General features: G+C 46.1%; 15 protein-coding genes and 1 pseudogene. 2 read left to right on the top strand and 14 right to left on the bottom strand.

Going from position 1 to position 14171, the window contains the following annotated elements; translation table 11 throughout:
* Positions 1-53: 53 nt before the first annotated feature.
* Positions 54-308, bottom strand: coding sequence for a hypothetical protein (locus tag ABH897_RS12020; RefSeq protein ID WP_283655093.1), 255 nt, complete (start codon positions 306-308; stop codon positions 54-56).
* Positions 309-313: 5 nt separating this feature from the next.
* A complete protein-coding gene (locus tag ABH897_RS12015) occupies positions 314-709 on the bottom strand; it encodes a hypothetical protein (RefSeq protein ID WP_283655092.1) in 396 nt (131 codons plus the stop codon).
* A 271-nt stretch (positions 710-980) separates the two neighbouring features.
* Between ABH897_RS12015 and ABH897_RS12010 the strand changes: the two genes are divergently transcribed.
* Complete coding sequence (locus ABH897_RS12010) at positions 981-1205, top strand: helix-turn-helix domain-containing protein (RefSeq protein WP_283655091.1); 225 nt, start codon at positions 981-983, stop codon at positions 1203-1205.
* Between the two features lie 77 nt (positions 1206-1282).
* Here ABH897_RS12010 and ABH897_RS12005 read toward each other — a convergent pair.
* Positions 1283-1456 (bottom strand): annotated as a pseudogene (locus ABH897_RS12005) (FHA domain-containing protein); the annotation flags it as partial.
* Between the two features lie 256 nt (positions 1457-1712).
* Positions 1713-2300, bottom strand: a complete 588-nt coding sequence (locus tag ABH897_RS12000; RefSeq protein ID WP_283655090.1) for a hypothetical protein — start codon at positions 2298-2300, stop codon at positions 1713-1715.
* Between the two features lie 485 nt (positions 2301-2785).
* On the opposite strand from ABH897_RS12000, the gene ABH897_RS11995 reads away from it, so the two are divergent.
* Positions 2786-3025, top strand: coding sequence for a helix-turn-helix domain-containing protein (locus ABH897_RS11995; RefSeq protein WP_283655089.1), 240 nt, complete (start codon positions 2786-2788; stop codon positions 3023-3025).
* 80 nt (positions 3026-3105) lie between these two features.
* Here ABH897_RS11995 and ABH897_RS11990 read toward each other — a convergent pair whose 3' ends face one another.
* The 10 genes from ABH897_RS11990 to ABH897_RS11945 form a co-directional block, all read right to left on the bottom strand.
* Positions 3106-5031, bottom strand: coding sequence for a DUF6382 domain-containing protein (locus tag ABH897_RS11990; protein ID WP_283655088.1), 1926 nt, complete (start codon positions 5029-5031; stop codon positions 3106-3108).
* Between the two features lie 65 nt (positions 5032-5096).
* On the bottom strand, positions 5097-5609 hold the full coding sequence (locus tag ABH897_RS11985) for an A24 family peptidase (protein ID WP_283655087.1): 513 nt from the start codon (positions 5607-5609) through the stop codon (positions 5097-5099).
* A gap of 117 nt (positions 5610-5726) precedes the next feature.
* Entirely contained in the window at positions 5727-6722 is a 996-nt protein-coding gene (locus ABH897_RS11980; RefSeq protein ID WP_283655086.1) for a TadE/TadG family type IV pilus assembly protein, read from the bottom strand.
* On the bottom strand, positions 6691-8907 hold the full coding sequence (locus tag ABH897_RS11975) for a hypothetical protein (RefSeq protein ID WP_404592035.1): 2217 nt from the start codon (positions 8905-8907) through the stop codon (positions 6691-6693). Before ABH897_RS11975 ends, ABH897_RS11980 begins: the two co-directional genes overlap by 32 nt.
* Positions 8908-8946: 39 nt before the next feature.
* Positions 8947-9615, bottom strand: coding sequence for a TadE family protein (locus ABH897_RS11970; RefSeq protein ID WP_404519890.1), 669 nt, complete (start codon positions 9613-9615; stop codon positions 8947-8949).
* Entirely contained in the window at positions 9615-9806 is a 192-nt protein-coding gene (locus ABH897_RS11965; RefSeq protein WP_013309278.1) for a Flp1 family type IVb pilin, read from the bottom strand. The genes ABH897_RS11970 and ABH897_RS11965 overlap by 1 nt, the downstream gene beginning before the upstream one ends.
* Positions 9807-9819: 13 nt before the next feature.
* Complete coding sequence (locus tag ABH897_RS11960; RefSeq protein ID WP_404592033.1) at positions 9820-10698, bottom strand: type II secretion system F family protein; 879 nt, start codon at positions 10696-10698, stop codon at positions 9820-9822.
* An 11-nt stretch (positions 10699-10709) separates the two neighbouring features.
* Positions 10710-11507 carry a type II secretion system F family protein gene (locus ABH897_RS11955; RefSeq protein ID WP_404580795.1) on the bottom strand — a complete coding sequence of 266 codons (798 nt, stop codon included), beginning with the start codon at positions 11505-11507 and terminating at the stop codon, positions 10710-10712.
* Positions 11504-12751, bottom strand: coding sequence for a TadA family conjugal transfer-associated ATPase (locus ABH897_RS11950; RefSeq protein ID WP_283657719.1), 1248 nt, complete (start codon positions 12749-12751; stop codon positions 11504-11506). The genes ABH897_RS11955 and ABH897_RS11950 overlap by 4 nt, the downstream gene beginning before the upstream one ends.
* Before the next feature lie 15 nt (positions 12752-12766).
* Positions 12767-13924 (bottom strand): P-loop NTPase family protein, encoded by a 1158-nt coding sequence (locus ABH897_RS11945; RefSeq protein WP_283655080.1) that lies wholly within the window; start codon positions 13922-13924, stop codon positions 12767-12769.
* Positions 13925-14171: the final 247 nt, after the last annotated feature.

Below are 14171 nucleotides of genomic sequence, written 5' to 3'. Positions count from 1 at the left end.
TTTATATTTTGGGTAGTCGGATGTATTTTCCCTTTATGTAGGTTATAGAGAGGTTAATATCCAGATGCCAAACCTCTTGTTTCATCCTCAGCACGTTCTATCGCCTGAATCAAAGTCATCAAAGGTTTTTCAAGTTTGTATTGAATGGCTTTTTCACACGTACCACCAGCAGCTTCCCACTCCCAAAACGCAATGATGTCAACGGGTTCAAGGAAATATAAAGCTAAGGCATTCACTGGATTTGCAGTGTACAGTTTCATAAACTCTTCGTCTAAAAGTTGATTATACGTAAGATATTGCTCTTGCATCACTTCTAGGAGAAAAAGTACACTTCCTCATTCACATTAGTAATTCGATTAACAAAAGCATTTCGTCTTTCAACCGTATTCAGTATAATTTGTATAGCATTTCGAGTACGCGAAGCATCAGAAGTAATACCAAGCATATTAATTAGATCATTAGTAGTGAGATCAGGATTAAATGGGGCTTGCTCTATAATATACATCCATTTATCGTCGCTTCCATTTTGAAATACTCGAATAGCATCGGAAACGTTATAGCCAATCGTTTGCCATTTTCGATTAAGCACGTCAATAATGTGATAATAGTACAACTCTGTTTCTCCGTTGCCTACTTCCTGTCCCCAGACCTTTTTCATACGAACAATGTTTTTAATATCTTGTTTATTGAACTTTTCTTTTAAAATCATAGGTGTCATCTCCAGTTCTATTTTGGTAAAATGTCCATAGCAAAGCTAAGGGTGTTGTACATCATTTTTTTAGGATGATATGATATAGCTTAGCTTTGTTTCATCAGTTCCTTTTTAGATTTTTTTCACTTTGTCGTAAATATTTACGACTTGTTATAAACGATATCATCAACCCTTTCATTATTCAACTGTTTTAACGTAATTATTTCCGACTTATTGGAATTAAATCATATTTTCTATGTCATCTGGTATTAAAGAAGGAGAATGATAAATGATTAGTTTTGAACCATTACAAATAACTTTGATTAAAAAGAAAATCTCTAAAATGGAGTTTATAAAACTAATGAATATCTCCCCGTCAACTGCCGCTAAAATGTGGCGTAACGAGTACATAGCTATGAAAATTATCGACGATATATGTAACAAGCTAGAATGTAATTTGACAGATGTCATTGAACATACTCCAGATGATAAATTGAATCAAAGTACTCAATAGCTACCCCCAAATTAAACGTCAAAAAGAAGCCCATAACATTAATAGGCTTCTTCTTTATACATATCAAACTATTTCACTCAAGAGGCGTTGGCGGAAGATTTAAAAGAGTCCAGTCTATAAGCGTAGGACACTCCGGCAATCTTAAAAGTGTCTCCAGCATTCGGGATGAACTTCTTGTATGGCACCATCGCCTCTCCATTCAGAACAGTTCCGTTCGTCGAGGACAAATCCTTGATGATGTGGCCGTGCTGCTCTCTGCGTTGGAACTTTTATCCGTCTTTTTGATTTCGTCTTTTCCCATATCAGTGTTTTGCAACCGGCCGTAACTGCTTGTAAATGTCGGCATACGTGAAATGTTCATTGCTTTACCTCCTAATTCTGTAATGAGGAAATATATGTTTTCGTACACCACAATTCATTGTCAGTTTTTTGGGAAAAGTAAAGATGAATGACAGAAAAAATGAAGCGGAGCAATCCAAAGAGATTACCCCGCCCTAGCCTAACGGATTATTCCAAAACGTAGGAAATAGTCATTTCAACAGATTTATAAGAAAGGCTGCCGAACCATCTATCTCCGGTAGAACTTGCAATGTTTGTTCCAAAGACCTGTGCTGTCCATGTACCACGTGCTTCCTGATCTAGAAAACTTGCTCTCTCAGTCATTCCACTGGGCTTCCATGCGATAGTAGCAGATTTGCCGCTAGGAGAGGATACATTCAAATTAGAAAAAACAACCGTCCCCAGCATATTTCTATTGTTGTTGTTGATAATTCCTCTTCCTGGGTCAATCTCAATCGACTTTACCTTGGCATTAAGAGGCAATGACGTAAACCGGAAGCTAACCTGATCGGAAAAACCGCTTTTGCCGGGGGCTAATGCCAACCCTAGGCTTTTGCCTGCGCTCACTGTTCTACTGCTGCTGGAAGCATTGGGAGCGGCACTTAACTGTACATCCACTGTCTGTGTATAGACAGTTTCACCAGCCACATTGGTGGATACCTTAACATTCGGCTCCGCTGCAAATGCAGTCACGGACATTGCGGCACTCATGGATACCGCCAGTAACATTGCACCTAAACGTTTTTTCATGCTCATACTTTTTTACCTCCAAAAAATATTATTAAGGTGGTATGAATTGCTATCCGAGCATAAAGACCTATTTCCAAAAAGGATGACGTTTTCTAGTAGAACAGCAATAACCCCTTGTTAATATTATCGGTATATGGTTGGAAAAAGTCAATTGTTTCCAATGATTTTTTGGGTATAAATGGATTGAATTTTAATATTCTACCCTTTGTGAACCATCGCCTTAGTTCATCGTCTTCGCACAACTTTTTATAGCGTGAATGCGTGATAATCAAAACATCAGATTCACGTACAGCCTCAAGATTTTGCCTATAATAACTCCACTTTTTGGTAAAATGTCCATAGCAAAGCTAAGGGTATGTTGTACATCCCTTTACTAAAATGATATAATCATTTAATGAACATGAACATTTGTTGATTATATAAACAATATAAGACTATATACATCTGTTATCAATAATAATTCAATATGTTCTTGGAGGCTATCCATTGTCATGAAGATTAAATTCGAATTAACCTGTAACTTGGAGAGAATTCTTAAAGAAAAAAACATTACACCTTATAAGCTATCAAAAGATACAGGAGAGAGAATCGGAACGATCTATAAGCTAGTAAACAATCAAGGTCTGGATAATTCACGTCTTTCAACCTCATTGCTAGCCAATATTTGTGGATATTTAGGAATTACTTTAGGGGAATTATTTGACGTTGTTCAAGTGGAAGAAACTGAATAAACCTCCTTTCTATTAAAATACAAAAGAAGCCCGTAGCATTAATCGGGCTTCTTCTTTATACATATCAAACTACCCTTCACTCAAGAAGCGTTGGAGGAAGATTTAAAAGATTCCAGTCGATAAGTATAGGATACTCCGGCTATTTTAAAAGTGTCTCCGTCCTTCATAGCATACTCCTTGTAAGGCACCATTGGCTCTCCGTTCAGAACGGTTCCGTTCGTCGAAGACAAATCCTTGACGATGTGACCTTGTCCTTCTGCATCTATACAAAGCTCAATATGAGAACGGGACGCTCCCTCCGTATGTTCTACAAACTGGACCAATTGCGGGTCTCTTCCGATGAAGAAACTGCCTGCAACAAATTGATCCGGCTGCAATCGAATGCGCTCGTCCGCTCCACTTCCTGGTGGCTTGCGCTCCAGACAAGCAATCGGTGATTGTTGAAGGTGTGGAATATGTACTGCCTGATCTGCACGAAGCAGCACGGTTTCCTGCCTTGATGTAGCATTTAACAGCTCCGTCACACCAGACAAGGACTTATAATATGCCTCGCTGGTATCACTGGCTTCCAAATCATTTCTTCGAGCCGCACCTATCCCCTGTGGCTCGTGCAAGTCGTGACGTGCAGAAGCTTTATCTCCTTGTCCCGTATCCCGGCTACCCACATTTTCAGACTCCGGGTCAGGAAAAGACCAGCGCCAGCTTTCCTGTCCTTGATTACCTGAATCGGAAGAGTGCTTATCCTTATTCTGACGTCCTGCTACGAATCCGGTTAGCTTGTCAACCTGATAACGGTCATTTTTCCGTTGTGCAGGAGAAGCTGCGCCAAGCCATTCCGAATCCAGCATAGGGACTGAATCAGCATAAGTATGAGACGAAGCATCCTTGCGTCCCCATTTTCCTGTCCAGCTCATATAAGCAACGGCTACGAGCACCAAGGTCAGCACAACGGAAATAGCCAGCGGCACCGTATCTGGATGGTCCAGATAAATATAGCGCCACACGATGGCTGAAGCTAGAAGACAGCCTAAAGCAATATACGTTTTGTATTTCTGCAATGCAGGCTCCGTTTCTTCTATTTCTACATCTGCCTCATCATTCTCCTGGGGCTTCACGGACGGCTTGAGCCGATTGATCCGTTTAAGCTCCTGGATCTCCTGTAGTGTATCCTGATCCTCATGCATTTTTTTCCCGATTCTCGGATCCCTTGAGGCGAAAAATTTGTATTCCTCTCCTTGCCCATATCCTTCTTGACTCGCTGAATGATCACGCGTTGACGAATGACCGGATAAGGATTGATTAGCAAACGGAAAAGATTTTCCGTTTGCTGTTGAATGCAATCCATCACGCTCTCCTTGAACTCCCATTTGAACATGGGTATCTCTGCTGCGTCCTTCTCCATCTTCACCTTGAACGCTAACACTGTCAGTGCCGACCGCCATCCCTTGCAACAGCAGTTCCTTCAACGCTCTCGGATCAAATTCATCCCTATCACATAATTCAAATATATACTGCATATGGGCCCCTTGAAAATGAACCACACGTGTCATCAAGCGAATAACCAATTGCTTAAATTGGCTCCCAGCCTGTCCTTCATACAATACACCCTGCAAAGGGACATAGGTTAAACTGACGTTTTCCCTTGAACCTGAACCGCTCATAAAAATATAATCTTCGTGTAAAATAAATTGGCGCATATCCAGCATATACTGCGGACTACGATGGAGAGCATCCACTACTGCAAAAAGAATACGATAGAAATCGGAAGTCGACACTCCCCCTCCCTTCCATACCTGGGACAGCATACGTTGACCCGAAATATCGTAGTGCAGCTCCACCTGAAAATCGACTTCCTTGATTCTCAGCTCCAGAAGACCGGGAATCCGATTGCCAGTCATCATTCCGGTTTGCACGGAATTTAAATCATCGGTCTTAAGCCCGCCTTCCTTGTTTAAAATCATAAATGTCCCGCCGTTGCGGGCAAAATCCCTGCTTAAACCAAACAAATCATGACCTCCTTAGCATTTTCCCGATCTCCGTGAGTACCATGCTATCTACCTAACCGAACCTGTTATGGCAAAAAGTAAAGATAAGCGCTGATCGCTCCCGGAATGACAGCGGTCATAAAAGGAAACCTGAGGTGTGCCTCCCTCCCGTTCGTCAGCGCCTTGCCGCTGCGAAACAGAAAGAATCCTCCCAGATTAAAAGCCACACGCCGCAATCTCATCATGGTTTCCCGTCTCCACAGCAGGATCACCAAACCAATAATACCCGCGAAAAAAATCGAATAGAGAGCCGACTGCCATGCAAAAGCAGCCCCCGTCCATGCTCCGATCAAGCCAAACAGCTTCACATCGCCTGCACCGACAGCTCCCATCCAGTACAGAATCAACATGAAGCCGAATCCCGTCCCCAATCCAGCTGCTGCAAATAAAAATCCATGCCAGCCCCCAAACACCGTATTAAACAGCAAGCCCATCGCCATGCCGGGCAGCGTAAGCTTGTTAGGAATTTTCATACTACGTAAATCCGTGACCAGTGCAATCGCCAGCAAAACACCACATACGATATACATCCACGTCAATGCAATTCCCCCCTTAATGATAAGCACGAAGCGTTTCAAACCTTTTCCGTCGTTATTTTCTCTACCTATTCGCATCGTTCCCATATATCCGTGCTATGGCGAACCATCTGTGTTCCTCTATCCGTCCGCCGTCTTCTCCACCGAAAATGGAACCTCGATACGTTGTCCATCCTCCGTTTCGATCACAAAGCTCCATTGACCGGGTGTCGTATTTGTACCTACAAACCAGTTCCATTCAATAATCCCGTCCGCATCGGCAGAGGTCCAGCCCAAGTGTTGAGCCGTGCTTTGACCCGACTTATAAAGTACAGAAAGATTAGCAGACGTTCCAGGTTCCACCTTGGCCTTGATCAAATTGTATATACCCTTCACAGCAGGCTCAGGCTTGGCAAGCAGTTGTATGGAACCCTGCGCATCCTTAGCCGCTGTAGCATCTCCTGTACCTGCTCCCTCTCCCGTATCACCGATCCAAAGACGTTCCTCTGCCGCCGCTTGGAGCACAATACTACGATACAGAAAAGGAACCTTCATCGGCAGCTCGTAAGACAGCTCAACCCTAAAATAAGGGTCCTTAGTTCCCGTAAGAGACGGCACATGCACGCTCGTTACGTGTATACGGTCGTACTCCAGAATGCTATCCTCTATAAAAGGCTTTAAGAGCGGCTTTAGAGCAGGATCAAGTACGGCTTCCGTCAAGCGTCCTCGTAACTCTTCCATGGGCTTTTTGCCCCCCTGCACAGCGCTTTCTACCCAATCACCGATGGGAGGTGGCAGTTGGGCAGCGAATTGGCTTGCATATTCACTCACAGATAACTTGGGCAGCTCATCCAGCGGTTGGCGAACTGCATCTATTTTCGCAGATGCCGCATCCACAGCCAGAGACACCGGATAGATTTTAGCCGAAACCTGTTTAACCGCTTCTGAAGCGGTGGTCTGCAAGGCCGTAGATACCAGCGTCATCTGTACCATATAAATCAGAAAAATAATAAAAAACAGAAACAACGGCAACACCAGCGACGCCTCTAAAACGATACTTCCTTGTTCACGGCAACTCCGTCCCCCAATCCGCTGTAAATACCGATTAATAAGAAAAATGGGCTGTTTTAGTAACATAGTACACACTTCCCTTAATGCTTTCGCCTTCCTCTGAGGCAGTGCCCAGCATCTTCATCACCCCAGGTAAAAACAACAGCCTCATCCCGTTCTTAACCTCTCCCCTTGCATACGTTTGCCGTTCAGCAGGATTGACATCAGTATTCAGGCGAATCAGGGCCAGCATGCGGGACATTTTGCGTTCATTATTGCTATGGAGCATCAAGAACAATCGCAAATGATCCTTGTACGTCATTCGAAATTTAAGAAAATCAGACAAAGGCACATACCCCTTCTGGGCCAGCATAATCATATCTTCAATCGCCTTCTCTACCCCATATAGAAGAGCTGCCGCCAAAACGACCAACGGATTGCCTTTGGAGCTATTTTTGACCAATCCCTCCATCGTACGAATGGCCAGCCTCATGGCAAAAATCTCGCCATAAGCGGAGGCCAGGTTTCCGGTCGGATTATGGAAACCGTACAGAATGTACTCGACCTCCTGATTATTCAACTCCAGTTGGTCTCCCAAAATTTGCGCTGCGTTTCCCACACTTCTGCCTGATCCGGCTAAACTGCCAAATCGACTAAAATCCACGTGATTAAAGTATGAGAGCGCATATTCATTCTGGAAAAATTCATCACCCATTTGCGTCAGCAAGCCGGATGCTGCCCCGTATAGACCATCCATACTGTCCATGGAAGCTCCTGCCGCATCATAGGTGTCATAGGACAAATCAGCCGATACAGACGGGCTGGATGCAGACTGGTTAAAAGAAATACTTTCATCGTAATACTGCTCCAACTTTTGAAATTGTCCGGCACCTTGCGTACCTTTTGAAAGCATTTCAATGATCCGATAGGCTTGCTTGAGCTTGTTCTTCGCCTCTTTTTCCATTTTTTTGCGTTCTTTATCAGGTCCGCGTCGCGTGTCCATTGCTCTGGCTTCATCATCGAGTACATTAGAAGGTCCCGACCAGGCATACGCATTCAAGTATTGATCCATTTCCTTGAGCGTTGAGATCACTTCTTGTCTGAACATATCTGTATTGAAATTCGGATCTGTATAAAAGGATAATGTGCGGATCATACTCGTTAATCTGTTGTTAACCGTATGAATAGCCGTTCGCTGCTTTTCTATAGTCGCTTCCATCTGATCAAATTCCTTATCTGGAATCAATAAATCGTCAGCCTTTTGCCTTGCGCTTCCTACAGACGGATCAGCACTGGAGCTCCCTCCACTCGGAGTAGGGGCTGCGGAAACCTCATCATACCCTGCATTGGCAGCTCTCTGTTTATATTGAGCAATGACTTGACGCATCTCTTCGTTAATTTGCCTGGCTTCATTCAGCGGCTCCTTAGCCTCTACAAGCAGCTCATCATGCTCTTTTCCTACCTTGGTCATGGCTTGGCCCAGACGATCAAGTGCCAATCTCGCCCTTCTCGCATATTTCTCGATCTGCATGATTTTAACGTCGTCTACACTCTTTTTATTATCCTCATACACATGCACGTAATGCTTATATTGGGCGGCAATATCGGCTACAACCTCAAGCGAATCCCAAATATACTGATTGGGGATATACGCACCCCTCTGTTTAATAATCCGTTTGCGAACCTCTTCCATATAAGCTCCTGCCTCACGCTGCTTTTCCAGCATGTCATCCAGCTTGGCCTCACGTTTGTCATACAGCTTTTGCAGCCGTTTCAGCAAATCAACCGTATGCGAGGCCTCTTTCATGTTCTGAGAGAGCGGCTTCAGCTTTTCCAGCACTTCCACTGTAAAAACGACAGGCGCTTTATACTTCATTTCTTCTCGAATCTGCTCATTAAATATGGCATATTTACCAAGCTCTCTTTCCATATGCAAAGAGCTTGACTCCAGCTTCATATTCATAAGCGGCAGTGTGTCTGCCCGCGACGTACGCTTGGCGCTGTCATTCAGCACTTTGACCATAATTTGTTCTCCGCTGCTCTCACCATAAGCAAACAGACCGTAATCCTGTTGCAATGTTGGATCATAGGCAGACATGACTGAACGAACCGCCGCATGGGTCAACCGTTCGGTTTGCACATGTAGCGCAGCAATTCGTGCATAATCAATAAAAACAGCAATGAAGCCGAACATGACCGCCAAAATCAGAATCAAAAAAACCGTGACGGCACCTGACTCTCCATCCTTTGCATTACGTCCTCTTCCAAACACCCGCTTCCTCCTTTCCAGTCCATTCGCGTTCCCCGCTTCTTACTGACCGTTCTGTCCATATTGCGTCAATACTTGTCCTGCAACTGCCGGGTTTACCTTTTCCCCTGATCCTCTGCCCATAAACTTTGCTCCATAATATCGAGCCAGCTCCACCGTGCGAATCCATTCCACAGGCTCCACTACCCCTGAGCTCATGGTCCCCTGCAAATCCGTCTGATCCAGAAACTGATTCAGCAAAGGCACTTTCACTATTTTATTCAGCTCCGTCGTCACCTTGCGGCTGATCAGGCTGTTCTCATACGTCATCTGTCCCTGCATACCGGCAGGCATGCCACTCTCGGCGTGAGACAGCTTCTGAGCGGGCAAATCGCCTCCTCCACCGCCACCAGGCACCTGCACACTTACCTGATTATTGGCTCCAGCCCACCCAAACAAAGCTCCCAGCATCACATCATCCTTTAAGCGCCAATAAAGCGAATCTCGTTGTCCTTGGGTGAATGCGCCTGTACGCGGTTCCTTGAAGCTGTTATCCCAGCTATAAGCGGCTCGTTCCGAAGCAGTAGAAGCGACCTGCACCAAGATGGATTTTTGATATATGTACAGGCAAAAAAATAACATCACAAAAATGACCAGCAACAGTATAGGAAAGACGAGGGAAGCTTCCAATGAGAAGCTCCCTTCTTCTTTGTGTGCCAAATTGCGCAGCATTATGAATCCATGAAGTCGTTACTCTTTTTATCCGCTTTTTTCAACAGACCTTCTACAATCTTCTTGATCTGATCCTTGAAAATAATCGCCACCGCAATCAGAATCGCGATAATCAAAATCATTTCCAACGTACCCAGACCGTCCTCATCCTTGTACAATTTACGAATACTGCCTGTTACTAATGTCATCATCGTTGTATTCCTCCTACATATTCATCATCATTAAAGCGGGAGCACCCACCAGCACAATAACCGTTAGCAAAATCAGCGCCATCGGAAATACCAGCTTAGATGAAGCCTGCTCTCCTCTTGTGCGGCTAATCGAAGTCCGCTTGCTCCATAACGTCTGGGACAACTCACGTAAAGCCATCACAAAATCGCTTCCGCCGCGTCTCATATTCAGCAACACCGTTGTCGTAAACACCGTCATTTCCTGAATGCCGCAGCGCTTGCTCAAATGCTCAAATGCCTGTTGAAAGGAATAGCCACTTTCCAATTCCCCCACCGTCTGACGCAGCTCCCGATACAACGGATGTACCGTATCCGCCCCTTTGCGCTCCACGCAATGAAGCAATGCCCGCTGTACCGTCTCGCCTGCACCGACCAAAAGCATGATTTTACTCAGCAATTCAGGTAACTCCATTAAAATTTGCTGATCCCGCTTCTGTACCTTCCCGTGCAAATCCTTGACCAACGCGATAGGCACCAGAATACCCAGCCCTAATCCGAGCACCAGCCCGGTCGTATCCCCGTCCATCATGAGCGATATTAAAGCTCCACCAGCGACCATCAAGTATCCGTAGCCGAGCATCTCAGCTAAAAAAATCATCGTTTTCTCCCCGCTGTTGCGCATACCGTAGAGCTTTTGTACCGAGCGCTGTAGCTTGAACATCAGCAAAGGCAGTCTTTGGGCGGCACGTGAAGCATGGATCATGTGTACGAAAGGAACCGAGAGCCTTTGCAGCCGCAGTCCTTCCAGCTTCATATGACGAAAGCTCGCATACTTAGCACCATATATCCGGTTCAGCACCACCCAACCTCCCACTTGCAGAACCAGCATGACCAGACAAACCAATATCACCACGCTATCTCTCCTTACACTTCAATCTTCATAATGTGGTTGATCCACACGAGGCAGCCACCAAGCACCAATAGGCAAAAGGTAGACAAAATCATACCTGTCCCGCTGTATAACGGCATCATGTAATCTCCCGCAGTCATGGTCATAAACAGTACAAACAAAAAAGGCGCCGCAAACATAACTCTCGATTCAAAACGTTTCTGCGCGATCATCACACCGATCTCTTGCTGAATTTCCAGCTTCTCCCCTATAACACTTGAAGCCCGTCGCACGACCTCCACCAGATCACCCCCGGTTCGTTTGCAAGCTGCAAACACGTCCGCAAAATTCGTAATATCCTCCATCTGCGCCCGATGAGCAAAATCCTGCAAAGCCGTCTCCACAGGTTGTCCAATTTCCAGATAGGCTGTAATAATGTTAAATTCAAAAATCAGATCATGATCTCCATCCGGGCTAAGTAGCCTTAAATCCTCCACGGCTTCACGAAAGCCGTTCTCCACCGACCTTCCCGCCGAAAGGGAAGACGAGAGCGAATATAAAGCCTGCTTGAATTGAATGCTTAGAGCCGACCTGCGCCGTTGCAGCAAAAGCTGACGAAAATAACGTGGCGTCACTAAAGCTCCAGCAGCGCACAGCAACGACAATATCCATTGATGATAAAAAAGATAGCCGATCATCGCGAATAGCACGCCACTAAAGAGGATACACAGGCTTTTTTGCACAGGTGACAGTGTATATACCGTATAGTCCGGCAGAGAATTAGCCTGACGGGATGCTTGCCCCGACTTCACAGCCGCTTTTCCTGGCTTCATACCGACGCTTCCCCCCTGCTCCAGCTTTCCGGCTTCATCCCGGCCATTTGCAGCTTCAACGTATGCTGCAGACCTTCACCGCAACACTCCAGCCTTCCGACGATGCGTCCTTTACTTTCCCCCCGCTCCTGAAAACGATAGAGCGGATTGAGTATCACTTCACCATTTTCAAAGCCAGTTACCTCGCTAATTTCCAGCACCCGTCTGGATTTGTCGCGCAATCGTGACAGATGCACGAATATATCAATGGCCGAGCTGATCTGCTGTCGTACCACACCAAGCGGAAGATCAGCCCCACCCAGTACCATCGTTTCCAATCTGCTGACCATATCACGAATATTATTCGCGTGCCCCGTCGATAACGATCCATCATGTCCTGTGTTCATCGCCTGTAACATATCCAACGCCTCGCTCCCCCTGACCTCACCCACCACAATGCGATTGGGCCGCATACGCAGGGAGGAACGAATCAGATCACGAATCGTGATTTCGCCCTTGCCCTCGGTGTTGGCATTCCGTGTTTCCATGGAAACCAGATTAGGGACGGTTACAATTTGCAGCTCTGCCGAATCTTCAATCGTAATAATCCGTTCCGACGGCGGGATAAACTGGGATAATGCATTCAGAAAGGTGGTTTTACCGGAACCCGTACCCCCGCTTATAAAAATGTTGTACTTGCTACGTACCAAGTCCTTGAGCATATGGGCGGCTTCTGCATCCAGCGCCCCCATTCGTATCAAATCATCCATCGTCATCGGACGCTCGGGAAACTTCCGTATCGTCATCGTCGGCCCTTTGAGAGCGACTGGCGGTAGCACAATATTTACGCGTGATCCATCCTTTAATCGGGCGTCGACAATCGGCGAAGACTCATTCACAATCCGGTTCACCCCGGCTACAATCGTCTGGATCAAATCCTCCAGTCGCTCACGGGATTCAAATTGATCGGGTGCCTGGATCACCTCACCTGCCCGCTCCACAAAAATTTCCCGATGACTGTTAATCATAATTTCCGTAACCGTAGGATCATCGATCAACGGCTGGAGCACATCCAGCCCACGGAAGGAATTAAAAATTTTACGGACCAGCGCATGCTTTTCTCTGGAGGTCAAACCTGCCAGCTCTGTGTCATGCAAAATTCGATTTTCAATATGCCGCACTAACTCTGCATCCCCTACCGAGGACGTGACGTCCAGGCCTCCCCGGATATCCGCTCGTAGTGCACGAAACCGTTCTTCATTCATGTTCATCGGCCCCCTTTAAGACCAAGCAGCGGGCGGCTGTGTTACAGTCTCCACATTCAGCAGCTCGCGGCACAGCTGGCGAATTTCCCGCTGATAAATCGGCGAACTAAGCAGCAGCTCACGATGCTGCATCTGCTTCCATGAAGGAATGTAAGGCAGCGCCCCGTTCAGCTCCATAAAATCCCGAGGTAACGAGTTGACCATAGTTCCCATATAACGGTTCACCACAAAGCGGGTTTTGGTCAGCATGGCTTCAAGTCCTTCCGGCTGTGTGGCTTCCAGAACATCCAGCCATAGCCCGCACTTGTGCATGCTCATTAAATCGTCAGCCAGCAGCCAAATCAGCCTATGACTGGCTTTAAGCACAGCTTGAGCCCGGTCACTATTTTCAGACTCGCCATCTACAATTACGACATCATACTGTCCACTTTCGGCAATCGTCCGAATCAGCTCTACCGCTTCATCACAGGTCATGTCTATCAGTTCCTTGCGGTTATCGACAGGTTGAAAGGTGTCGGCCTGAATTTCAGAACGGCGCACACAATACGAAGCGACAGATAAGGGATTTCCGTTATGTCCCATCGCCTTGAGATCATAAAGCAGTCTGGACAGCCCCTCTCCTTCTCCTTCACTAGAACTGCCGGAACCTGTGAATAACGAACTTGAATCCACCGTTTCCAAATTCAAATAAAAAACCGAATACCCCTCATTTCCCAGCTGCTTGGATATATTGAGTGCGGCCGTTGTCTTGCCCAGCCCGCCGGAGGCTGCAACCATGCCAATAATCATTCCGCCTTCCCGGCTGTTTAAGCTCTGCTGCCCACTTGTCCGCTGTCTCACCGTTTCCAAAATAAAGCCCACCAGTTCAGACAAGGGCTGATATTTTAATAAAGGTTGTCCGTATTCGCTCACCTGTTCTCCCTCATGTAGCACCAGACAAGGAATATCAGAAGCTTCCCGATCTGTCCACAGACTCAAAAAAGCGGCTTCACCCACCACAACATCCGGCTTTTTCATTCCAGCCGTTTCCATCATGTATTGGCGAAATGCCTCCGGCTGCGAAAATGCCGTTACTCTCAGCCTTCTGGCGTACTCGCTTCCGTGTACATAATTCAGCAGTGGCTCGATATAATCCCGACTACCTACAGCCAGAACCACTTTTACCGGAATCATGACGCTCATCCCCTCCCCCAAAACAACAACGCAAAAAAGCACCGTTCATCAAACCGTACATACATACGGTTGGTGAACGGTGCTTCCGTCACGTGCAATCTATTTACTGGTAGAATAGCACAGCGCCTATTTTAGAGCAAGCATTTTTTATGTTAGAATTTCTTCACAATCCTTATGTAGCAAAAGGCGGGCATTCAAGCCCGCCTCCATTGCCTTAATCTTAGAAGAATTTGTGGTGACAACGGTG

This window comes from Paenibacillus sp. RC73 (genome assembly GCF_044908085.1).
GTDB lineage: Bacteria > Bacillota > Bacilli > Paenibacillales > Paenibacillaceae > Paenibacillus > Paenibacillus terrae_A.
The sequence above is the reverse complement of the archived record's forward strand: the minus strand, read 5'-3'. Positions and strand labels throughout refer to the sequence as shown.